The organism is Rubinisphaera italica (assembly GCF_007859715.1).
Lineage (GTDB): Bacteria > Planctomycetota > Planctomycetia > Planctomycetales > Planctomycetaceae > Rubinisphaera > Rubinisphaera italica.
In genome coordinates this window covers 4,861,314-4,882,504 of sequence record NZ_SJPG01000001.1, presented here as the reverse complement: position 1 = coordinate 4,882,504, position 21,191 = coordinate 4,861,314, and the positions used below count along the sequence as shown (strand labels likewise).

The window sequence follows — 21,191 nt, the reverse complement described above, 5'->3', positions numbered from 1 at the left end:
GAGCCGTGTTTTTCAGTGTTGTTACATTAGGAGCGTTGCAAGACAATAAGATCCCCCAATGCACGGCTCACAGAGCCGTGGCACCATCAAAAGCCGTAGGTCAGGCACAGCCATACCTATATTTGAATTGAATGAAAGCAGCGAAGGGTGGCGGGGGCGCTCTCGAAGAGAAGCCCCCGAATCGTTGAAATTTCGGGGGCTTCCGCTAAAGCGGAGCGCCCCCGCCACCCAAATAGTTTTAACGTGCTTAAGTTTTGTAAGTCGAGCTCATGACGTTGCAAATGAAAACAAAGGTTCGAGCGAGCCCGTTTCATTTCTTGCATAAGGCATCCACAAGAGGGCCACATCGGCGACATTGATATCTGACTTTCGTGGGCGAACAGGGTAGCTTTTCAGCTTGAGTTGCTCGGGGTTGATTCGCTTTTCCAGTTGATCGACCTCGGCATCGAACTCTTCTTCGAGTTGGTGTAGTTTTTCCTGTTCCTGTTCCATCTTTTGTTTGGCGGTTTCGATCTCGCCTTTCTCTTTAACGACACGACCTGCACTTCGCATGGCGGTTGCTCCTTTGGAGACGTTTGTACGCGAAGCAATCTTCCGGCCCAGCAAGGCTCCCAGAATCGATTGGCCGATCGAAACAAACGAGAGATACGATTGTTCTTTATATTGGGCTTCCTCTTTCTTAACGCGTTCTTCGGCTCGAATGACGCGATCCCTGGCCGTCTGGAATTTGGATTTGTATTTCGCTTTCAGTTTTTCGATCTCCAGATCGTTGAGATCCCGCAACTCCTGTGCGACCCGTAACCGGAAGCCAGACTCGGACTCCTTGGGAGTCGAATAGACTTTCTTATCTTCCGAAGTCCACAGTGGGAGAGTGACATCACGATAAATGTAATCCCGCAATTGTTTTCGCCAGGAACGGAAGTTGTTGTACTTCGTCAAATCCTGAGAGATTTCCGGATAGAGTGCGACACTATCGGCTGAGGAATCAAATTCGAGATCGGGCGACCAGTGAATGTCGCACTCGTCCCAGACATCGATCGTATTCTCGAAATATTCAGGTACGATCAGGGCGGCTTCTTTCCAGAGATCGACATCGGCTTTGGAATCGACGTAATGGACTTTGGCCATGCCGAGCAAACCGGGCTGATAAATCAGTTTGGCATGAGGGGGCAAAGGTTTGGCGACAGCCAGATATCTTTGTGTGATGGAATCGGAAATGCTGGGAGCGAGACTGACAGACATCGACTCGACTGAAGTCGAGATTGCTGGATGAGTTGATGCGGGAGACTTCTTTGATGGTGAGGGCAAGGCGGCTTTGCGCTCGCTCATCAGTTCCGAGATTTGCTGGCGGGTGAGTGGGCCGCGTAAATAGGAAAGTGCCCAGCGAGTTTGAAACACGACGGGATGATCTTCGTGCACATTATGCAGCAGGAATTTCCGACTGCCGAGGCCGGAAAGGATTTGCCCCATTTCGCCCCGGTCAAATGATGTTCCCGTAGAACCGGCAACGCTTTCGAGGCCATCGAGGACACGGGCTTTGTCTCGCTCGGTTTGCAGTCGTCCCAGGAACCAGGTGCCTGTGTTGGAGAGACCTTTATAATCGAGATCGACCGGGTTTTGAGTGGCGAGCACGATACCGACACCGTAAGCGCGGGCCTGTTTGAGCATCGTCAGCATCGGCAATTTGCTGGGAGGATTGGCGGTCGGCGGGAAGTAGCCGAAGACTTCGTCCATGTAGAGAATCGCTCGCAACGATGTTGTGCCCGGCTGACTTCGCATCCACGAGAGTAACTCATTGAGCAGAATCGTAACGAAAAACATTCGTTCGGAATCGGACAGATGGGCAATCGACATGATCGAAATTCGTGGCTTGCCCGATTTCGTGACCAGCATCCGTTCGATGTTGAGTGGTTCTCCCTGCATCCAGCTGGCAAAGCCGGGGGAAGCGAGCAGGTTGTTGACTTTGACGGCAAAGCCGAAGCGGTCTTTTTCCGGAAAGAAGGTGTCGAGATCCATGAAGCCGACTTTCTGGAAAGGCGGCTGCTGAATCTCGCGAATAATTTCCGGAATCGTCATGTTCCGGCCCTGCTGCCAGGCGACGGTCAGAATGTTCGAGAGAAGAATATGTTCGCGGGAGCTGATGGGGTCGGCATCGATTTGTAACAATGCGAGCAGGCTCGATACGGCTGACATCACTCGATCGCGGAACGCATCACCATCGTTGAGGATTTTTTCATTGGGGGCGGCGAAAGATTGGACGACTGAAATCGGCAAGCCGGCATCGCTTCCCGGAGTGTAGATCGCCAGATCGCACGAGTCCCGAAACATGGCGACGCGTTCGGGCTGCTGATCCCACTCGGCCAGTCCCTCTTTCCATTTTTTGGCAGTCGCTTTGGCAAACTCGGCGGTTGTTTGGCCTTTACGGCGAGCTTCGCCTGCATCGACCCACGGTTCAAATTCTTCTCCCGTCATACCTGGGAATGTGAGCAACAGGTTTCCGAGGTCACCTTTGGGGTCGATCGCGATGACGGGAATGTTATCAATCGCAGCCTCTTCGAGTAACGAGAGACAGAGCCCGGTTTTTCCACTTCCGGTCATCCCGACACAGACGGCATGGGTCGTTAGATCTTTACTGTCGTAGAGCACGATATCATCGGTCAGCTTGTCGGCAGCGAGATCAAATTCCCGACCCAGATAAAAGACACCCAGCTTTTCATAATTCGGTAAGGTCATGATGTCTGCTCTTTGAAGTTAATCTGTCGATCAGGCATTGCCTGACGAAATTGACTGAATTTCAGAAAATGAAATCGGAAAATTGGTGACAATGTCGAGAGTGACTCGGCAATCGGTTATGCTGAAGAGATTGAATGATCATCAACCAGAAAAGTAGAGATATGACCGACTCTCATCCCGAGAATGAAAATGATAACGAATCGTCTCAGCCGATGCATGCCGAGTTTCGTCATCAGGCCGTGACGGCTCGTGTGAGCGAAGATGCGGCTTTGGGTGTGTTTTCGAATGCGGCAATCATCCTGAGTGGCAATTATGAATTTGTCATCGACTTCATCCTGCGGATGGGCAAGCCTGATCGCGTGATGGCTCGATTGATTTTGCCCGTTCCGGTCGTTGGCCAGTTTGCGAATACTTTGCGGGAAAGCCTGCAGAATTACGAAACGCAGTTCGGTGCACTGCCGGAAATTCCCATAACTAAAAATCTTCCGAGTACTCCCACGGGTTCTCCTGAACAAGCGGCTCCTGGCGGATTTGTCGGCTCGATTGGCCCTGAGGGAGCGGTGCACTCGAATGCGACGGAAGGGGGAGCGAGCAATCGGAAGGCTCCCCCCATCGAAGAGATTTATGACGATTTGAAACTGGACGATCATCTATTCGGAGGGACTTATGCGAATGCCGTATTGATTCGTCATTCGCCGACAGAGTTCTGTTTCGATTTTGTGGCCAATATTTTTCCGCGGTCCACCGTCAATGCCCGCGTCTTCATGGCAATTCCACAAGTCAAGCCGCTGTTGAATTCGCTTTCGCATTCGTTTGATCAATTTCGAAAACGGCAAACGCCACCGCCCAATAAAGAGGATTAAGGAATATGAAACAGGGTGGCTGGGGTCGAACAAAGTGAGCCTCCAGATACTTGAAAGCGGAGGGCTGAAAGCGGAAAGCCGAGGGGTGGGAACTTTAATGAAAACGTATTCCTTTTCTGATTTCCATTCTCCAGGAGTAGCGTTAATAATAGAGAGTCTCCCTGCTCCCCAACCTATTGCGAACTGACATGGTTTCCTATCATCCTCCCAAGCATTTTGAAAAGAAGATTCCCGCTGGGGATGATCGCACCCGGCTAGTCTGTAATCAGTGCGAATGGGTGCATTATGAGAATCCGAAAATCATTGTCGGACTGGTTCCGATTTATGAGGGCAAAATTCTGCTTTGCAATCGGGCGATCGAGCCTCGACAAGGTTATTGGACGATTCCTGCGGGTTTTATGGAGTTAAAAGAAACCGCGGAAGCAGGGGCGAAGCGGGAAGCCTGGGAAGAAGCATGCGTGCAGGTGGAGATCAATGCGTTACTGGGTGTCTATTCGATTCCCCGCGCTGGCCAGGTGCATTTGATTTATCGAGCGGTCATGGACAAACCCGAATTCGCAGCAGGCCCGGAAAGCCATGATGTGCGGTTGTTCGCCTGGGAAGACATTCCCTGGGATAACTTGGCGTTTCTGTCGAATCACTGGGCGCTCCAACATTATTATCAGTCCCGAGAGTGGGATCATTTTGCTCCCTTTGGTGTGCCGGATGAAGATGTGGACGAGGTTTCCGGGCGTACCACATGAACCCTTTTCCCCATGGTGATCGGGTTTCCATTGATGAGATGCAGTTATTAATAAGAATACAAGCACGAAGCGCAAGTGAGACTGTTTATCGGGCCTGACTGACTCGCTTGCGCTTCGTGCTTGTATTGTTAATGACCGTGTTGTGCTGGTTGTCGCTGAAAATTCTCGTGCAGAATCGCTCAAATGCATGCAGAGCTAAGAATTCTGCCAGTCGTCTCAATACTTTTCGAGGGGGGATTGACTTGAAAAAGAGTTTGAATTTTTCTTGACAAGGTTCTGTTTCTAGTATTTCCGTTCAGTCATGAGTTGCCTCTCTTTCGAGTCATTCCGATTTCAGGGGCTGAAAATCCCGCATAACTGGCCCGGGGAGTGTACGTTAGGCCATTTCTCATTGTTAAGATGTAACGATTAGTACGATATTGCAGAGATAATTCTGTGGAAACCATTTTGAGGGGGTTAACGATCAATTGACATCATCCTTTTTCAGGGGCGTGGCCGATAAATCTAACTGAAAGAGTTGCCCCATTCGCGCTCGTCACAGGAATTATTCCTGGTTCAGTCGTTTTGTGGCAGATCCTCCTGCATGAGATCAGATCCTCGCAGGCGGGGATCTGTGTTGCAGGAGTGTATACCTGCCCTCGTCTGCCACAAACATTCCCAAGGGAGAACAAGGAGAGACATGATGTTAATGACCCCCAAGAGCTGGAAGGTTCTAAGCGCCTTCCTCATCGCAGCTGGAATGTCTTTTGGCACAACCAGCTCAGCACAAGCAGGCGACTGCTGTTATGATTCTTGCTGTGAACCAGACTGTGTCTTCGACTCAGCTGGCGATCGTCTTTGCGGACGATTGAAATCTATGTGTGGTTTGTGGAGCTGCGGCGACAGCTGCGTTGATGATTGCTGCATCGATGATTGCATCGACGACAGCTGCTGCATCGACGATGGTTGCACAGGCTGCTGTGAAGAAGAGAGTCCATGGACTTTCGGTGGCTGGACTCAGCTCGGCTACCATACGAAGAACAACTCGTTGTTCAACAATGATCAGGATCGCTTCAATTCACACCAGAACTGGCTGTATGTTGAGAAAACAGCAGACGGTTCTTGCGGTTGGGACTGGGGTGGACGCTTCGATATCATGTATGGTACCGACGCTAACGACACTCAGGCCTTCGGTAATGCTAGCAGCCGTTGGGACTTCAACAATGGCCAAAACAATCCGAATGGTTACGGTTGGGCTTTGCCACAGGCATACCTCGAAGTTGCTAATGGCGACTGGTCGATTATCGCTGGTCACTTCTACACCCTTCTGGGATACGAAGTTGTGACTGCTCCCGATAACTTCTTCTACAGCCATGCTTTCACGATGTACAACTCTGAAGCGTTTACTCACACTGGTGTTCTGGCAACACACGCTGCCAGCGACAATGTGACAAACTACTACGGTTGGACACTCGGCTGGGATACTGGTTTCGATCAGAATGCTGGCGGAAGCAGCTTCCTGGGTGGATCTAGCATCGCTCTGAATGACAGCACTTCTTTGACCTACATCACCACTTTCGGTGACCTGGGTGCAAACGGTACTGGCTACACTCACAGCTTGGTTCTGGACAAAACCTTCGGTTGCGAAGGCGAGTGGAACTATGTTGCTCAGTCTGACTACGTCGACGCAACTGCTTACGATCCATACGGTATCGCAGGAACTGCAACTGAAGCTTACGGCTTGAATCAGTACCTGATCTACAACATGTCCGACAAAATCGGTGTTGGTTCACGATTTGAATGGTGGCGTACTGCTGGCGAAGATACATACTCACTCACAATGGGTACTAATATCAGACCAACAGACAACATCGTCATTCGTCCTGAAGTTCGTTACTACTTCGGCGAACCAGCTGCAGCAGCTGCGATCAACGCAGCTTCTGGAAGCAACACATTCGACAGCTTCATCTTCGGAGTTGACGCTATCCTGACCTTCTAGTCCAGATAGCTTCAGCCAAAGCTGAACGAAGAATTTAAGATGCCCGCCGCCGACCTCGGACTTCCGAAGTCGGCGGCGATTTTTTTTGCGCTGCGATCATGTTACAGTAAGGGAAAGGTCCAGGGTCCTGAGTCTAGAGACCAGGGTTTGATAGTTTGCCCTGGACCCTTATCCCATGACACTAGACCCTAACAAGGCCTGACCGTTGAAATTTGAACAGATGACCCTGCCGAATGGATTGTCGATTGTCGGCGAGATCAATCCGAATGTGCAAAGTGTCGCCTTTGGCTATTTTGTCCGTGTTGGCTCGCGGGATGAAACCGATGAAGTCAGCGGTGTGAGTCACTTTCTCGAACATATGGTGTTCAAGGGGACTGAAAACTACACGCCGATGGATGTGAATCGCATCTTCGATGAAGTCGGGGCCAAGTACAATGCCTCAACCAGTGAAGAAGTCACTCTGTTTTATGCCGCAGTTCTGCCCGAATATCTGTCTCAAACATTTGAGCTGGTTTCTTCAATTCTCTATCCGTCATTGCGAACCGACGACTTCAACATGGAGAAGAACGTCATTCTTGAAGAAATTGGCATGTATGACGACATGCCCGCTTTCTCCGCCTACGAAAAATTGATGCAGACGCACTTTGCCGGTCATCCGCTTTCCCGCAGTATTCTGGGAACGGTCGAGAGCATCACTGCGTTGACGGCTGATCAGATGCGGGCCTATCACAAGTCCAATTATCTTTCTGGAAATATCACGCTGGCGCTAGCCGGGAATGTCGACTGGTCGACTGTGGTCGAACTGGCAGAAAAGCATTGTGCCCACTGGCCATCGGGCATGACGGATCGCCCGACTCAGGAAGCCGTTCCTGCGGGCGGATTGGCGGTGATAACGAAGGAGAGTTCAAATCAGGAGCATGTCGCACAAATGACTCCTGCTCCGACGTCGCAAAGTGATTTGCGATTTGCGGCCGATATCCTTTCCGTGATTGTTGGCGATGATGCAAATAGCCGGCTCTATTGGGAATTGATTGAACCGGGGCATGCCGAAGCCGCAGAATTGAGTTACAACGAATACGATGGCTCAGGAACTTACATGACTTTTCTGACCTGCCATCCTGATGACGTCGAGAAAAATATGGCGGTCATGGCTCGGATTTTTGAGGATGTCAACAAAAATGGAGTGACAAGCGAAGAACTCGAGCAGGCCAAAAACAAAGTTGCTTCCCGTATTGTATTACGCAGCGAACGTCCGATGGGACGGCTTTCCTCACTGGGCAGTAACTGGGTCTATCGCAAAGAATATCGTTCGGTAGAAGATGACCTGAACACACTGCAGTCATTAACACTCGATGACATCAATAATCTTCTGAAAGCGTACCCACTCGGACACACGACAACAGTTGCCATCGGCCCACGTGAATCCCTTACCCTGAATTCATAAATAAACTGTACGATAGGTAGAACTTTACAAGCACGAAGCGCAAGCGAGTGAGTCACTGTTCCACTTAATCCTCAATCCCAAAGAGAAATCATCATGGCTGCTAAACAGGACCTATTCACTTCATTCGGACTGTTAATCCTGCGTGTCGGAGCAGGAGGCATGATGCTGACTCACGGCATTCCGAAACTTCTGACCTTTGCGGAGAAGGCAAAAACCTTTCCCGATCCGCTGGGAATTGGCAGCTTTATGAGCCTCTCAGGAGCCGTCGGGGCTGAGGTCTTCTGTTCCGGACTGGTTATTCTGGGGCTGTTCACACCGGTAGCCGCGATCCCGCTGGCGTTTACGATGTTCATCGCTCTGTTTGTCATTCACGGTGCGGATGCCTGGGCAGTCAAAGAAAAAGCGGCGATTTATCTGGTGGTATTCACCACATTAATCTTCACTGGTGGTGGACGTATTGCACTCTATCCACTGTTCCAGTCGATGTTCCGCAAGCGCAAGCCGAAGGCGGAAAAGGAGTAACTGTCGATAGGAATCAGTCGCAGGAAGAGAAGTTACTCTTCCTCTTCGTACTGTACTTCGACCAGCTTTTCTGCTTGCGCCAGGGAATTGACCTCGGCTATCACGGTTTCGGCATCGGTATTCAAACCCATGACGGCTCGGGGTGTGCCGTTGAATTCGAGGTTTCGTAGAAAGAGCCATTGGCTGTTTGCAACTCGGCAGCGAGCCGCAAAGGCGACTGGGGAGGGAAGGACTTCGCGGGCTTCGGTGATGGTCAATTGCGACCAGTCGCAGGCTTTTCCCCGGCGAGTCGGAGACCAGTCGAGCCAGAGTGGCATGCAGACATTCTGCCGTCCGGTTTGCTCAAGAGTGATCGCCTCATCGGTGCATTCGAGTTTGCCATCGGCGCGATGAACGACATCTTCCGGAATGGCGAGGGGCATCAGTCTGACATCCCGTTTCTGCTGGCGAAGTTTCCAGCTGCGAGTATGAGTATCCGGCTTCCCCTTCCAGGCTTTTGCGAGCGGTAACTGCCAGGAAATCTGAACAGTCGCATCTGTTTTTGTCGTGACAGAATCACAGAGCAGGGCGACCTGATCGTTTCGTGACAGAAAAATTTGCCGATCGATAATTGCGTGATCTGTTTCGTTACGCAGTTCGATAAAGTCACCCGCTTCGTCATTGTACCAGCAGAGAGAATTCCATTCCGACTGCAACTCGCAAATTTGCCCCTCAATTTTGAGTTCGGTATTCCAGCTGCCGTTCAGGAGAGGCAATCCGAGTATCGAAAACTCGATTTGTGGACTGTTCGAGCCATAGGCAATGGTGAGATGATCTGCTCCCGGATACCAGTTACAGCGGAGAGAGGCCAGTTTTGCCCAGTCGGATTGAGTCGCGGCGGTCAAATCTTCATCTGGCTTAGAGCGTTTTGACTTTGCAGATGTTGTCGCTGTAGAACCGATCGACTGTAATGTTTGACGCATCCAGTTGGGGCGTTTTTTATCATTCAGGTTTTGGAGGGAATCGGCCAGAGTTGTCGGCCAGAATTGAGCCGTCCCGTTGGCCAGGGCCAGTTGTCCCTGGCTTGAGGTCAGGCTGGCGGTTCGTTGCAGCAGATCTTCCCAGCGGTCCTGAGACTTTCTGCTCAGCCAGCTTTTTTCAATCCACTGACTCGCAAGATTCCCACGCTGAAATGAAGCCATCCAGAGTGGGAGTTCTGTCAGGAGGTTTGCGTGGGGCGTCCCATCGTTATCGGTATAAGCATCAAGTTCTTCGGCATAGCCGGACTGGCCATCGCGTCTTAACGTGCGGGATCCCGCCTGATGCTGCAGGGCGATTCCTAATATTAATCGAGACTCCGCTTTGAGTAACAGGGACTCCAGAGGTGAAAGTCGATCGCTTTCTGTCATTCCGTCGGTCTGTTCGATGAGGGATTGATAAGCCACTAATCGCTGATAGAACGCCAGGCACTGTTCTGTAGAGAGTTCTCGACTGCAACACAGATACAGTCCTGCTTCAACGACGATATCTGCAATCTTTAAGTCCAGCCAGGAGGTGACCGGGAGTACCAGCAAAGCATCAATCAATTCCGACAGAGTTTGCGGCAACGTATTCGACTTTGTTTTGCCGGTCGGTTTTGACAGCAGGAAATCCAGAATCGGTAAGCACGGATGCTGTTCATTTCCAGGAATCGTCAGAATATTTTGTAGACTCTGGAGAAATGAAATCCTCTGAGCTTTAATGGCAGAGCCTTTTCCGCGACATCCGCCAAAGGCGAGCAATCCTGCCAGTTCGTCAGCTTTCTGTTTTTTCGTCAGCTTTTCGATCTGCGAACGAATTGACTTTTCCCATTTCAAATTTGCTGCCCAATTCAAATTTGTGGGGGGATTCGCTGATTTTTGCTCAGGATTGGAAGTGAGATTCGTAGCTGCCATCGATGGGTCAATCGTCAAAAGAAACACTATAAGAATTCGCGCGGTACAATTTCAGCCGGAACCGCCTCTGTCATTTACGAAAACAATATTAATCGGAAGATTTTGACGAGCGGGTTATTCGACTGGGGGTAGAAGTTTCGGAGCCACTGGGCTTTCCGAAAATCATGCGACCCGCACTGTTTTGCAATACGCTGGTCACTTCAACATCGACTTCCTGGCCAACAAGATCCTTGCCCTGTTCGCAAACGACCATCGTGCCGTCGTCGAGATACCCGACCCCCTGACCATACGATTCCCCTTCTTTCATAAGCTGAATCCGTACATGTTCGCCTGGGATGTATTTTGGCTTGAGGGCATTGGAAACATCGTTCAGGTTCACAACATCGACATTCTGAACGCTGGCAATTTTATTAATATTGACGTCGTTCGTCACAATTCGGCCACTGACTGCAATTGCGACATCGATGAGCAGTTGATCGTGCGAAGACGATTTCGTTTTTCCGCGAGTTGTGCTCGTGTTGTGAATGCGGATCTCGGCATGAGGATGTTGCTGGATACGGCTGAGTACATCGAGCCCTCGCCGTCCGCGGCCGCGTCGGACTTTGTCGCCACTGTCCGCGATTCGCTGGAGATCTTCGAGAACGAAATCAGGTACGAGCAGTTGCGAGTCGATGACATGCGTTTCGACGAGTTCTGCAATTCGACCGTCAATCAGTGCATGACTGTCAACAACCAGTGGTCGTCCCCCTTTGAGTTCGCGAGAGAACTCGACATACGGGATGATAAATCGGAAGTCATCCTTGGTCTGCATCAGGAATGAAATGCAGAAGTAGGGGAGGGTGAGTACGACGACCATCGTAAACATATTGTAATAGCCACGCCCTTGGGCGGCGAAGGCCTGCTCGAACATCGGTTCGACGGCCTGGATCAATAAGTAGCTGAGCAAAACACCAATCAGCAGGCCAAAGTAAAGAGCGGAGAGGTCTTCAATTCGTTTTCGACGAATTAGCACATCGACCACAATCACACCGACGGCGATGGCCATCAAGCCGAAGAATGTGGGGAAGCGATGATTTTGAATGACATCCGGTAATCCATCCGTCTGGCTGACAAAAGTCGCAAAGGCACCAGCCGCGATGCAGATAAAAACCGCTCGAATAATTCCCAAAAGCATTGGAACTTCACCTGTCTATCTATGAGATTCCGATCAACACCGTTGCATGCGGTCGCAAGATCGGTTTCCTGGTTCATTAAAAAATTGGGGAAACCTGGGGACTCGCCAGTTCTTTCTTCATCGCGAGTGTGCGGGGAGTAATTTCTCACTGCTCCAGATCGATTCCTGTGCCAGTCATCATACGACGTCACTTGTCAATTTTCTACGCACGGAAATCATTGTTCTGAGAGACTTTTTCATGAATTCCAACCTCATTCAGTATAACTACGGAGTTGAATGTTTGTTTGGAAACCAATTGTTATTGCAGACAAGTCGACTGGTTGTGGAATCCTGAATTAACAATCCGTTACTGACCACGATAATGAGTTTACGCGAAAGAGCCTGTTCCAAACCTTCTGCATTTCCGAAAAGTCGACGAATGAATTTTCAATACGATCAGTTATTCAGAGTATGCCTGATGTGTGGTGGTCTGTTCTTCCGGGGAGTTCAGGCGGAGGCTCACGATGCTCCCGGTCAACCTGCTCACACGCATTTGTCAGGGAATTCCTCTGCCAGTCGGGTTACGATGGCTGAAAAAGGGGAATATCGAATTGTGACCAGCAATGGCTTGCCCGATCATCAACCGGGGCAGTTTCCGCGGCGGGGGAATCCCAATCGGGTTTCTGCGCAGCAGTATCAATTTCGAATGCCACTCCAACCTGAGCAGGCACGCACAGTCACGCCTGTGGGAATGAATCGATTTGGAGTTGCGCTGAATGGAGTCCCTTTTGACCCCGGGGCAGCGGAGTTCTGGAATCGGGATCGACGTTCTGGCTGGCAGTACGAAGCGAATTCCGGAAAAATCAATCTGGGACTCGATGAGCATCATGCCCACGTCCAGCCTGACGGGGGCTACCATTACCATGGTTTACCGACAGGGCTGGTGGAGATTCGAGAAGAAAGTTCGAGTCATACCGATCCCATCCTGATTGGCTATGCAGCCGATGGCTTCCCGATTTATAGCTCTGAGGGATACCGGAATCCTCAGGATCTGTCTTCGGGGTTAAAGAGAATGAAGTCGAGCTATCGTGTTAAATCGGGGCAACGGCCCGGTGGTCCTGGGAAATCTTACGATGGAACGTTCGTCGAAGACTACGAATTTGTTGAAGGGAGCGGCGATCTCGACGAATGCAATGGGCGGGAAGGTGTCACGCCGGAGTATCCAGGCGGAATTTATCACTATTACGTGACGGAGGATTTTCCGTTTATTCCACGGTATTTTCGAGGGACGCCCGATGCGAGCTTCGCGAAACGCGGCCCCCCATTTCCCGGCGGACCGGGGCGAAGACCTCCGTTTCCACCACCCAGGTGATGTCGTCGGATTGATAGCTATGCAGTTTGGATCGTTCTGCCGTTATCTGGTGTTATCCTATTTCGCCCAGGCTGGTGCATCTGTGGTTTGAGCGGATTTCTTTTCCTCTGGTTTTTTCTCTTCCTGACCGGAAGCCAGATGCAGTGTTCCAGCAGGTTCCAGAACCGGATTGCTGGCAGGTGGAGATGAGAAGGCGACTGATTGTGGGATTTTCTGAGATTTTTTCCCGCCCAGAACCTTCTTTCCTTCTTTGATTTCCTTGTTAATTGAGCCTCCCTGGTAAGGTCCAATTCCGAGCATGAAGTAGTTGCTGTCGTCAGATTCCGCGAGAGACATTCCACCCGATCCCAGTGGAGCACGCGTTTTGGCGTCGTAGGCAACCAGACCAATTTTGGCGATCCCTTTTTGATTATTCCGCTCAATCAAACGCATTTCCGGCAAGGTAAGCATTCCAGGCAGAACAACTTCCGGAGTTCCCAGATAGGCTTCCTGGGAATGCGTACCAATCGCTCCTGCTCGAGCTTCCACAATCAGATCCGCTTCTTCCTCTTTAGGAACCAGTCGGGCTCCCCCGCGTAATAATCGATGGCGAATTGAGGAAATGACGTAGCTTTTGTCGACACAATCGACGTATTTGTCGTTCAGGAAGACGTTTCTGTTTGCAAACGGCGTGAAATCGACCTTGTCCAGAGATTGATCGACCGCATTTGAAACCAGCATTTGCTCCTTAGCGGATCGTGCGGTATTTGTCGTCGTCGTTGAAGTGCAGCCGACTGTCAGGCAGACTAGAGTGAGAAGAAATAATCGATACATATCGTTATGTCTTTTATGTAGAAGAGGGTTGGAGGCTGGCGCGGGGAATCAATCAGGCGTGAGAACATGCCCGTGTGGTCTATGTAGCGAAAACATCTCATTTGTGTCAAAAAATCTTTTCGTATGTTTCTCAATGCAGATCTTACAATGAAACCTGGTGATTTATGGACTCGATTATGCAATCTTCAAGATTTCAGGCACTCCAGCAGCCGCAATCCCAAGTTTCGTTTCGTGTGGATGGGGTTGAGAAAATCCGCTGGAACTTTGGGACGGAATCGAGGCGACCATATTTCTTTCCATTCTGCGGTCCATCCAATGAGCCATTGACACGCATGGGGCATCCCGGTGCTCCGAATCACGATCATCATCAATCGATCTGGTTTGCCCATCATAAAGTTCAGGGAATTGACTTCTGGTCGAATAACGAAACCGCTTATATTCGCCAGAAAGAGTGGCTTTGCTATCGCGATGGAGCGGATGAAGCCATCATGGCGGTGAATCTCGACTGGCACGACGGGCATAATCCTCAGCCATTGATGACCCAGGAATTGGTGGCAGGATTTCGATTGCATGAGTCGGGTGGGACAATTCTCGAACTGCAATCGACATTCACCCCGACCTCAAAAGAATTGGAACTGGGGCAGACGAACTTCGGGTTTCTCGCCATCAGGCTGGCGAAAACCATCTCGGCTTACTTTGGGAATGGTTTAATCACGGATAATCAGGGCCGCTCAGGCGAGCCAGCCATATTTGGGCAGTCGAATCAGTGGGTCGACTATTCCGGGAGTGTTTTAACGGGACTCGGAAAAAGTCGTCGAGAAATTCAAGAAGGGATCACCTGTATCAATCATCAAGCCAATCCCAACTCGCCACCTGGCTGGCATGTTCGGGAAGATGGCTGGATGGGGCCATCGGCCTGTCGAGAGCAATCGTTACTCATTTCCCAGGAAAAGCCGTTACGGCTGAGATACTTGTTGTTCGGGCATGCCGGTCTGGTTGACATTTCCGTGAATAATGAATTGGCAGATAAATTTAATCGTCTTCCTGACTGGATTGTGAGGCGTTCGTCTGTTAAACATCAGGAATGGGAAGTGTTCCGTTAAACATTTTGAGGGTCGTGCAGCCGATAGTGTTGTGTACTTGACTCGCAAAACCGCTTTGAATTCAATAACGGACTGGGTCATAAACGTCGAAAAGTGTTTTTGAAGTTTGATCTAAGATTTGTTTAAGAAAAAACAGGCCTGTTTCGTTGACAAGGTTTAGCGAGACTAGTACTATCCCCGCTTCCCCATTCGGGAAGACGTGGGAAACTGCTTAAGTTGATCGATTTTTCGATGGACAGCGGTAGCGTTCCCTCCGCACGGCATCTGGTTGCTCGTGTGTTGATATGATTTTTTACATTCGCGTTCATGGCAAAAAAGGGGTGGCGGAGTGTCCGCAGGATCTCAGGAAAAAATCCGTATTCGGATGGAGGCTTACGATCATTCAGTGCTGGATCAGTCCGCATCGGATATTGTAGATACAGCCAAGCGTACAGGTGCGATCGTTCACGGTCCAATTCCATTGCCAACGCGAATTGAGCGGTATACGGTCTTGCGTAGCCCGCACATCGATAAAAAGTCTCGTGAGCAGTTCGAGATTCGAACTCACAAGCGAGTGATTGATATCGTGCAGCCGACGGGTAAAACTATTGACGCTTTGAATAAGTTGTCGTTGCCTGCTGGCGTGGATATCAAGATTAAAGCGACTGCCTAGTGGCAAGGGCCCTTTCGGGTTGTGTTGCCCGGGAAAAGTGGGGTTGGCGAATCTGTTTTCGTTAATTTCTATTGGCTCGCAGTGGCCGTGCAGGTCATCGAACTATTTGTTGGTAATTATTGTGATTTCGGTTCGCGCTCGTTTTTCGGGCGTACTGATTCGGGGAAGATGAGACATGCCAGTAGGGCTGCTCGGACGAAAAATCGGAATGACTCAGGTCTATATAGAGGCTGGCGTGGTTGTGCCTGTCACTGTGTTGGAGTTGGGTCCATGTCCTGTGATGCAGGTTCGTACTGTTGAGCGGGATGGTTATGAGGCAGTGCAACTTGGCTTTGGCGATAAGCCTCGTCGCTTGGCGACGAAAGCTGAGCGTGGTCATGTTGCGGAGATTAACAGCAAGCGTCGTCGGTCTCGGACAGAGGCTGGTGTTGAGTTGTTGGCCAAGGCGGATTGCGAGCCTCAGCGGTATGTTCGCGAGTTTCGCACAGAGGGTGAAGATCACGGGTTGGATGTTGGTCAGGTTTTGACAGTATCTCATTTCGCAGAGATTTCGCACGTAGATGTCATTGGTACATCAAAGGGTCGCGGTACTGCGGGTGTGATGAAGCGTCATAACTTTGCTGGTCAGCGAGCTACTCACGGGGTGAAAAAGGTTCACCGTCATGGTGGGTCCATTGGTCAGAGTGCTGATCCAAGTCGAGTTCTTAAGGGGACGAAGATGGCTGGTCAGTATGGTAACTGCCAGATCACAATGCGAAATTTGAAAGTGGTTCGTGTTATTGAGGAAGAGGGCTTGCTGCTCGTTAAGGGTGCGGTGCCTGGTGTGACGGGCGGTTATGTGATTGTTCGCCAAACAAACAAGATGGGTTAATTCTGGGCTTTGTTCTCGGAAGTTATTAATACAGCGGTGCTGCCGTAGGGTGGTCGGAGTTAGTGGAAATGATTTCATTACCAATTTATAATCAGCAAGGTTCAGAGGTTGGGACTTACGAGTTCGATCCTGCAGAGCTTGCTGCCGGTGTGAATAAGCAATTGCTTCACGATGTTGTCGTGATGTATGAGGCAAATCGCCGCGTCGGAACTTCCGCTACGAAATCTCGCGGGATGGTCAGCGGCTCGACGAAGAAAATGTATCGCCAGAAGGGGACTGGTAATGCCCGTGCGGGTAGCAAGCGGTCTCCAATTCGGCGAGGTGGTGGGCACACATTTGCCAAGACAACTCGCGACTGGAGCTATCGTCTTCCTAAGAAGGCGATACGTCTGGCGACTCGAATGGCACTGTTGAGTAAATTTGAAGACGAGCAGGTTCGTCTGGTTGATGATATTCAGTTTGATTCTCCGAAGACGAAGTCGGTCGTGACGATGCTCTCCGGATTAGGTCTGGATCCATCGAAAACACTTGTGACGACACAGGATTACAATGTGAATTTCTGGAAGTCGGCTCGGAATATTGCTGGTCTTCGGGTCAGTCCGGCTGCGGGGTTGAATGCCTATGATTTGCTGCATCAGCGTATGTTGGTGGTGACGAAGTCGGCGTTGGATTCCTTGCGAAGTGTAGAGTCAGAGAAGTAGTTAACGAGTCAGGTTGAGTCCTTTCGTTGTTTTGTATCGAGTTTTAGATTGTTTGTGAGTTTAAGGGGTTGGGTATGTCTGTGGAGTCAGGTTCGGGCTTGAATCTCGAGCCCTATCAGATTGTTCTCAAGCCGTTGGTGACGGAAAAAAGTACGCACTTTGCGGAGCGAGACAATGTCTACGCCTTCAAGGTTCATGCACAGTCCAATAAAACTCAGATCCGCAAGGCGGTTGAGTCGCTTTGGGATGTTAAAGTGACTAAGGTTCGAACTCAGAATCGTAAGGGCAAGCCTCGTCGAACAAAATCGGGGATGGTTCATACGCAAAACTGGAAGAAGGCGATTGTTGAGCTCGATTCAGAGCATCGAATTTCTTTCTTCTAGGTAAGCCTTCCATTTTGTTTGTTCAGCTGTGTGTTTGAGATATTGAATTCAGAAAGTCGATCATGGGTATTCGACAATATAAACCGACAAGTCCAGGCCGCCGAAATGCGTCCGTTAGTGACTTTGCGGATATTACGGACAAAAAGAAGAAGCCAGAGAAGTCTCTGCTCAAGCGGCTGAAAAAGCACTCGGGTCGAAACAATCAGGGCAAAATTACAGTTCGTCACCGTGGTGGCGGGCATCGTAAGATGTATCGTGTGATTGACTTCAAGCGACGCACTGATGGTGTGACTGCTGAAGTGATTTCAGTCGAGTATGATCCCAATCGAACCTGCCGTATTGCGTTATTGCAGTATGAGGGCGGAGAAAAGGCATATATTCTGGCTCCTGTTGGCCTTAAGGCTGGTGATAAGCTGGAAAACGGCCCAAAGGCTGATCCTAAGATGGGAAACTGTCTGCCATTGGCAAACATTCCTGCGGGTTCAGAAATTCATGCTATCGAGATGCAGCCAGGTCGCGGGGCACAATTATGCCGAAGTGCTGGTGGTGTTGCGGTGATGAATGCGACTGAAGGCGGATGGGCACAGATTACTTTGCCATCCGGTGAAGTTCGTCGCTTACCAAGTTCCTGCCGTGCAACAATTGGTCAACTTGGCAATACAGAGCACAGTAAGGTCAGGTTGGGGAAAGCTGGTCGTAAGCGTTGGAAGGGGCGTCGTCCTCATGTTCGCGGTACGGTCATGAATCCAGTTGCTCACCCGATGGGTGGTGGTGAAGGTCGAAACTCTGGAGGACGTCATCCTTGTAGTCCAACTGGAAAGTTGGCAAAGGGAGGTCGTACCAGGAAGCGTAAAAAGGCATCAACGAAGGCGATTATTCGTCGGCGTAAGTCAAGACGTTATGGTCAGCTGAAGTAAGCAATCGGTCGTTGGGACTGGTTATTGAAGTTAAGAGATTATTCGGAGTTAGGGTTAAGTTATGGGGCGTTCCCTCAAAAAGGGTCCTTATGTGGATCATAACCTGTTGGACAAAATTGCACGTCTGGATGAGGCCGGCAAGAAGACGCCGATCAAAACCTGGGCGCGTAATTCAACGATTGCTCCCGAGTTTATCGGTCATACTTTTCTCGTCCATAATGGTCGTGCCCATCTGAATGTCTATGTGACAGAAGAGATGGTTGGTCACAAATTGGGTGAGTTTTCATTGACGCGAACGTTCCGAGGCCATGGGGCTAAGGGTAAGCGATAATTTCAACTTCCACTGCGGTCGTTGAAGGTTATGAAAGACATTATTTGGCTGGCGCTCTGAGTGAGTGCAACAGGTATTGAGAATAGTTATGTCTAAAGTCAAAGCATCACATATGTACGCTCGGATCTCGCCGACCAAGGTCCGACATTTTACGGCCTTAGTCAAAGGGATGACGGCTAGCCAGGGTTTGGAGCAACTGCGTTTCCTTCCGAATCGTGGCGCTAAAATGCTGGAAAAAGTCCTGCAGAGTGCTGTCGCCAACGCAGAAGATCGTGGGGCACGCAGCCCGGCTACTTTGAAGATTACAGAAGCTCGTGTCGATATGGGGCCTAGTTTTAAGCGAGTCTGGCCTCGTGGTCGCGGTCGGGCAGATATGTTGCAGAAGAAGTTTGCCCACATTCATGTGGCATTGGATGCACCTGAATTATCATAAATAGAAGCCGACTGAACATCGGCTAGAGACGTATTCAAGACAGGTCACAGTTATGGGACAAAAAACACGGCCAACAGGATTTCGAGTCGGTATTGTGGAAGACTGGCGTAGTCGCTGGTATGCTTCCAAGCGAGAATTCGGTACTCTGCTGGTGGAAGATGTTAAAATTCGCAACTTTGTGAAAACCCGCTATGGATTTGCCGGGATCGCAAAGGTTGAAATTGAACGTACACGAGATCATGTGAACGTCAATCTGCACTCGGCTCGGCCAGGTGTAATCATTGGGCGTAAAGGCCAGGAAATCGATCGCCTTAAGGCGGAGCTCGAAGAGTTGACCGGTCGCCGGATGGAAATCAAGATTGTCGAAGTGAATAATGCCTCCAAGAGCGCCATCCTCGTTGCAGAAGATATTGCTCAGCAATTGCAAAAGCGAGGAAGCTTCCGCAGAGCCCTCAAGCGTCAGCTTGATCAGGTGATGGAAGCAGGAGCTTACGGAGTAAAAATCGAACTAGCTGGTCGCTTGGGCGGCGCAGAAATGTCACGTAAGGAAAAAGGAATCCGCGGATCGATTCCACTTTCCACTCTCCAGCGGCACGTTGATTACGGTCATACGACTGCTAAGACTGCCCAGGGGATTATTGGCATTAAGGTATGGGTTGACCGCGGTAACTATTCAGACGAGGAGTCTAACAATGGCGCTGATGCCCAAGCGGGTCAAGCATCGAAAAAGCCAAAGAGGTCGCATAAAAGGTAATGCGACTCGCGGCAATACACTGGCATTCGGTGACTGGGGATTACAGTCACTTGAGCCAGGGACGATCACCGGAAAAACAATTGAAGCGTGCCGAATTGCGGCTATGCAGTACATTCGCGGTGAAGGAAAGCTCTACATTCGAGTCTTCCCTCACAAGCCAGTCACCGCCCGCCCACTCGAAACGCGAATGGGTAAGGGTAAAGGGGAACCGGATCGCTGGGTTGCTGTGATTAAGCCAGGTACGGTTTTATTTGAAATTGCAGGAGCATCTCACGATGCTGCCCGAGACTGTTTTGCACGTGTTGCACATAAACTGCCAATGAAGGTTCGTTTATTGCAGCGTACGCATGGAACACATTAATAACCGAATATGTCAGCGGAGGTGGTCGAATTGTTGGCCACTGTAGAGAGATTTGACAATGTCAAAAGCTTCTGAATTACGCGAACAGAACGATGAGCAATTAGGCTTTTCGTTGAAAGAAACGCAGAAAGAGTTTTTTCAATTACAGTTTAAGGCTGTAACTGAGAAGCTCGATACTCCTAGCCGTAAAAAAGAGTTACGCCGTGAGATTGCACGGATCAAAACGATTCAAAACGAGCGACTCGCTGCAGTCGAATCAAGTGATTCATAATTGTTGAGAACAACCAAAGCGGCTAAATCCGCTACCCTGTGACGGACAGAATCTGGAATGAAGAAGAAACTGATCGGCATTGTTGCCAGTGACAAAATGAACAAGACGCGCCGCGTCGAAGTGAAACGACTGTTTCAGCATCCACGATATGGCAAAATTGTCAGTCGAAAGACAGTCTGTCATGTTCACGATGAGAACAACGAATCTAAAGAAGGGGATAAGGTTGAGATTATTGAATCTCGCCCTCTCTCCCGCTTGAAGCGTTGGGATCTGGTGCGGATTGTTGAAGTCATGACTGATCCCATGGCTGCTCGTATTGATGATCCCGTAACTGCGGAAAATGTGTCGGACGAGTAAGTATTCTCCGCGTTAGTATTCAAATAAGCTGCGAATTGATTGAAGAGTCGATCCCATGATTCAGATGCAAACCGTTGTGGAAGTCGCTGATAATACCGGTGCAAAAATTGCCCGTTGTATTCGCGTCTTAGGTGGCACAGGCCGACGTACTGCTAAAATTGGTGATGTGATCATCGTCAGTATTCAAAAGACACTGCCCGGTAGCCCTGTCAAAAAAGGCCAGGTTGCCCGAGCAGTTATTGTCCGAACACGACAGAAAACTCGCCGTGATGATGGCAGTTATGTTCGTTTCGATAAAAATGCAGTCGTTCTTGTTGACAAGGATGGCAATCCACGAGGCACTCGTATCTTCGGAGCAGTTGCTCGTGAGTTGCGGGAAGCTCGTTTTATGAAAATTGTTTCCCTGGCTCGAGACGTATTTTAGCCAGTCGAGGCTAATTCCATTGGAGGCGAGTGGGTCTCAAAGATATTACAAATATTGTCACAGTAATGTGATTTCAGATACTGGATGTGCATCGTCTTC

General features: G+C 50.0%; 23 protein-coding genes. 19 read left to right on the top strand and 4 right to left on the bottom strand.

Going from position 1 to position 21,191, the window contains the following annotated elements:
- Nucleotides 1–267: 267 nt before the first annotated feature.
- Nucleotides 268–2,733, bottom strand: coding sequence for a helicase HerA domain-containing protein (locus Pan54_RS18515; protein WP_146504893.1), 2,466 nt, complete (start codon nucleotides 2,731–2,733; stop codon nucleotides 268–270).
- Between the two features lie 161 nt (nucleotides 2,734–2,894).
- Between Pan54_RS18515 and Pan54_RS18510 the strand changes: the two genes are divergently transcribed.
- The 5 genes from Pan54_RS18510 (at nucleotide 2,895) to Pan54_RS18490 (ending at nucleotide 8,283) form a co-directional block, all read left to right on the top strand.
- Complete coding sequence (locus tag Pan54_RS18510; protein WP_165441850.1) at nucleotides 2,895–3,596, top strand: DUF3467 domain-containing protein; 702 nt, start codon at nucleotides 2,895–2,897, stop codon at nucleotides 3,594–3,596.
- A gap of 188 nt (nucleotides 3,597–3,784) precedes the next feature.
- Nucleotides 3,785–4,339: an NUDIX hydrolase gene (locus Pan54_RS18505; RefSeq protein WP_146504891.1), complete on the top strand. Its 555-nt coding sequence runs from the start codon at nucleotides 3,785–3,787 to the stop codon at nucleotides 4,337–4,339.
- A 679-nt stretch (nucleotides 4,340–5,018) separates the two neighbouring features.
- The gene (locus tag Pan54_RS18500) at nucleotides 5,019–6,317 is read left to right on the top strand and encodes an outer membrane beta-barrel protein (RefSeq protein ID WP_165441849.1); all 1,299 of its coding nucleotides are present in this window, start codon (nucleotides 5,019–5,021) and stop codon (nucleotides 6,315–6,317) included.
- A 205-nt stretch (nucleotides 6,318–6,522) separates the two neighbouring features.
- Entirely contained in the window at nucleotides 6,523–7,761 is a 1,239-nt protein-coding gene (locus Pan54_RS18495; protein ID WP_146504889.1) for a M16 family metallopeptidase, read from the top strand.
- Between the two features lie 93 nt (nucleotides 7,762–7,854).
- Nucleotides 7,855–8,283 carry a DoxX family protein gene (locus Pan54_RS18490; protein ID WP_146504888.1) on the top strand — a complete coding sequence of 143 codons (429 nt, stop codon included), beginning with the start codon at nucleotides 7,855–7,857 and terminating at the stop codon, nucleotides 8,281–8,283.
- Between the two features lie 32 nt (nucleotides 8,284–8,315).
- Here Pan54_RS18490 and Pan54_RS18485 read toward each other — a convergent pair whose 3' ends face one another.
- Entirely contained in the window at nucleotides 8,316–10,196 is a 1,881-nt protein-coding gene (locus Pan54_RS18485) for a hypothetical protein (RefSeq protein ID WP_146504887.1), read from the bottom strand.
- A gap of 88 nt (nucleotides 10,197–10,284) precedes the next feature.
- Nucleotides 10,285–11,370 carry a PIN/TRAM domain-containing protein gene (locus Pan54_RS18480; RefSeq protein WP_146504886.1) on the bottom strand — a complete coding sequence of 362 codons (1,086 nt, stop codon included), beginning with the start codon at nucleotides 11,368–11,370 and terminating at the stop codon, nucleotides 10,285–10,287.
- 418 nt (nucleotides 11,371–11,788) lie between these two features.
- Between Pan54_RS18480 and Pan54_RS18475 the strand changes: the two genes are divergently transcribed.
- Nucleotides 11,789–12,721, top strand: a complete 933-nt coding sequence (locus Pan54_RS18475) for a YHYH protein (RefSeq protein ID WP_242631367.1) — start codon at nucleotides 11,789–11,791, stop codon at nucleotides 12,719–12,721.
- Between the two features lie 57 nt (nucleotides 12,722–12,778).
- Here the strand turns inward: Pan54_RS18475 and Pan54_RS18470 are convergent, their stop codons facing one another.
- On the bottom strand, nucleotides 12,779–13,534 hold the full coding sequence (locus Pan54_RS18470; RefSeq protein ID WP_146504885.1) for a DUF6655 family protein: 756 nt from the start codon (nucleotides 13,532–13,534) through the stop codon (nucleotides 12,779–12,781).
- 176 nt (nucleotides 13,535–13,710) lie between these two features.
- Between Pan54_RS18470 and Pan54_RS18465 the strand changes: the two genes are divergently transcribed.
- From Pan54_RS18465 to rplN, 13 genes are all read left to right on the top strand, one after another.
- On the top strand, nucleotides 13,711–14,637 hold the full coding sequence (locus Pan54_RS18465) for a DUF6807 domain-containing protein (RefSeq protein ID WP_165441848.1): 927 nt from the start codon (nucleotides 13,711–13,713) through the stop codon (nucleotides 14,635–14,637).
- A 328-nt stretch (nucleotides 14,638–14,965) separates the two neighbouring features.
- A complete protein-coding gene (gene rpsJ / locus Pan54_RS18460; protein WP_146504883.1) occupies nucleotides 14,966–15,289 on the top strand; it encodes a 30S ribosomal protein S10 in 324 nt (107 codons plus the stop codon).
- A 175-nt stretch (nucleotides 15,290–15,464) separates the two neighbouring features.
- Nucleotides 15,465–16,160: a 50S ribosomal protein L3 gene (gene rplC, locus Pan54_RS18455; RefSeq protein WP_146504882.1), complete on the top strand. Its 696-nt coding sequence runs from the start codon at nucleotides 15,465–15,467 to the stop codon at nucleotides 16,158–16,160.
- 68 nt (nucleotides 16,161–16,228) lie between these two features.
- Nucleotides 16,229–16,861 (top strand): 50S ribosomal protein L4, encoded by a 633-nt coding sequence (rplD, locus tag Pan54_RS18450; protein WP_146504881.1) that lies wholly within the window; start codon nucleotides 16,229–16,231, stop codon nucleotides 16,859–16,861.
- A gap of 74 nt (nucleotides 16,862–16,935) precedes the next feature.
- Entirely contained in the window at nucleotides 16,936–17,244 is a 309-nt protein-coding gene (gene rplW, locus Pan54_RS18445) for a 50S ribosomal protein L23 (RefSeq protein WP_146504880.1), read from the top strand.
- Nucleotides 17,245–17,306: 62 nt separating this feature from the next.
- The gene (rplB, locus tag Pan54_RS18440; RefSeq protein WP_146504879.1) at nucleotides 17,307–18,161 is read left to right on the top strand and encodes a 50S ribosomal protein L2; all 855 of its coding nucleotides are present in this window, start codon (nucleotides 17,307–17,309) and stop codon (nucleotides 18,159–18,161) included.
- Nucleotides 18,162–18,222: 61 nt separating this feature from the next.
- Complete coding sequence (gene rpsS, locus Pan54_RS18435; RefSeq protein ID WP_146504878.1) at nucleotides 18,223–18,492, top strand: 30S ribosomal protein S19; 270 nt, start codon at nucleotides 18,223–18,225, stop codon at nucleotides 18,490–18,492.
- An 88-nt stretch (nucleotides 18,493–18,580) separates the two neighbouring features.
- Complete coding sequence (gene rplV, locus Pan54_RS18430) at nucleotides 18,581–18,925, top strand: 50S ribosomal protein L22 (RefSeq protein ID WP_146504877.1); 345 nt, start codon at nucleotides 18,581–18,583, stop codon at nucleotides 18,923–18,925.
- A gap of 52 nt (nucleotides 18,926–18,977) precedes the next feature.
- On the top strand, nucleotides 18,978–19,679 hold the full coding sequence (gene rpsC / locus Pan54_RS18425; RefSeq protein WP_146504876.1) for a 30S ribosomal protein S3: 702 nt from the start codon (nucleotides 18,978–18,980) through the stop codon (nucleotides 19,677–19,679).
- Nucleotides 19,618–20,040: a 50S ribosomal protein L16 gene (rplP, locus tag Pan54_RS18420; protein WP_146504875.1), complete on the top strand. Its 423-nt coding sequence runs from the start codon at nucleotides 19,618–19,620 to the stop codon at nucleotides 20,038–20,040. The genes rpsC and rplP overlap by 62 nt, the downstream gene beginning before the upstream one ends.
- 58 nt (nucleotides 20,041–20,098) lie before the next feature.
- Nucleotides 20,099–20,311, top strand: a complete 213-nt coding sequence (gene rpmC, locus Pan54_RS18415; protein ID WP_146504874.1) for a 50S ribosomal protein L29 — start codon at nucleotides 20,099–20,101, stop codon at nucleotides 20,309–20,311.
- 57 nt (nucleotides 20,312–20,368) lie between these two features.
- Nucleotides 20,369–20,668 carry a 30S ribosomal protein S17 gene (gene rpsQ, locus Pan54_RS18410; RefSeq protein WP_146504873.1) on the top strand — a complete coding sequence of 100 codons (300 nt, stop codon included), beginning with the start codon at nucleotides 20,369–20,371 and terminating at the stop codon, nucleotides 20,666–20,668.
- A 55-nt stretch (nucleotides 20,669–20,723) separates the two neighbouring features.
- Entirely contained in the window at nucleotides 20,724–21,092 is a 369-nt protein-coding gene (gene rplN / locus Pan54_RS18405; RefSeq protein WP_146504872.1) for a 50S ribosomal protein L14, read from the top strand.
- Nucleotides 21,093–21,191 lie beyond the last annotated feature (99 nt).

Coding starts and splice junctions, on each gene's coding strand:
- Pan54_RS18515 (WP_146504893.1), bottom strand. CDS start 2,733: ATGACCTTACCGAATTATGAAAAGCTGGGTGTCTTTTATCTGGGTCGG.
- rplD (WP_146504881.1), top strand. CDS start 16,229: ATGATTTCATTACCAATTTATAATCAGCAAGGTTCAGAGGTTGGGACT.
- rplC (WP_146504882.1), top strand. CDS start 15,465: ATGCCAGTAGGGCTGCTCGGACGAAAAATCGGAATGACTCAGGTCTAT.
- rplB (WP_146504879.1), top strand. CDS start 17,307: ATGGGTATTCGACAATATAAACCGACAAGTCCAGGCCGCCGAAATGCG.
- rpmC (WP_146504874.1), top strand. CDS start 20,099: ATGTCAAAAGCTTCTGAATTACGCGAACAGAACGATGAGCAATTAGGC.
- Pan54_RS18490 (WP_146504888.1), top strand. CDS start 7,855: ATGGCTGCTAAACAGGACCTATTCACTTCATTCGGACTGTTAATCCTG.
- Pan54_RS18485 (WP_146504887.1), bottom strand. CDS start 10,196: ATGGCAGCTACGAATCTCACTTCCAATCCTGAGCAAAAATCAGCGAAT.
- rpsS (WP_146504878.1), top strand. CDS start 18,223: ATGGGGCGTTCCCTCAAAAAGGGTCCTTATGTGGATCATAACCTGTTG.
- Pan54_RS18500 (WP_165441849.1), top strand. CDS start 5,019: ATGATGTTAATGACCCCCAAGAGCTGGAAGGTTCTAAGCGCCTTCCTC.
- rplV (WP_146504877.1), top strand. CDS start 18,581: ATGTCTAAAGTCAAAGCATCACATATGTACGCTCGGATCTCGCCGACC.
- rplP (WP_146504875.1), top strand. CDS start 19,618: ATGGCGCTGATGCCCAAGCGGGTCAAGCATCGAAAAAGCCAAAGAGGT.
- Pan54_RS18465 (WP_165441848.1), top strand. CDS start 13,711: ATGCAATCTTCAAGATTTCAGGCACTCCAGCAGCCGCAATCCCAAGTT.
- rplN (WP_146504872.1), top strand. CDS start 20,724: ATGATTCAGATGCAAACCGTTGTGGAAGTCGCTGATAATACCGGTGCA.
- rpsC (WP_146504876.1), top strand. CDS start 18,978: ATGGGACAAAAAACACGGCCAACAGGATTTCGAGTCGGTATTGTGGAA.
- Pan54_RS18510 (WP_165441850.1), top strand. CDS start 2,895: ATGACCGACTCTCATCCCGAGAATGAAAATGATAACGAATCGTCTCAG.
- rpsQ (WP_146504873.1), top strand. CDS start 20,369: ATGAAGAAGAAACTGATCGGCATTGTTGCCAGTGACAAAATGAACAAG.
- Pan54_RS18505 (WP_146504891.1), top strand. CDS start 3,785: ATGGTTTCCTATCATCCTCCCAAGCATTTTGAAAAGAAGATTCCCGCT.
- rplW (WP_146504880.1), top strand. CDS start 16,936: ATGTCTGTGGAGTCAGGTTCGGGCTTGAATCTCGAGCCCTATCAGATT.
- Pan54_RS18480 (WP_146504886.1), bottom strand. CDS start 11,370: ATGCTTTTGGGAATTATTCGAGCGGTTTTTATCTGCATCGCGGCTGGT.
- Pan54_RS18475 (WP_242631367.1), top strand. CDS start 11,789: ATGAATTTTCAATACGATCAGTTATTCAGAGTATGCCTGATGTGTGGT.
- Pan54_RS18470 (WP_146504885.1), bottom strand. CDS start 13,534: ATGTATCGATTATTTCTTCTCACTCTAGTCTGCCTGACAGTCGGCTGC.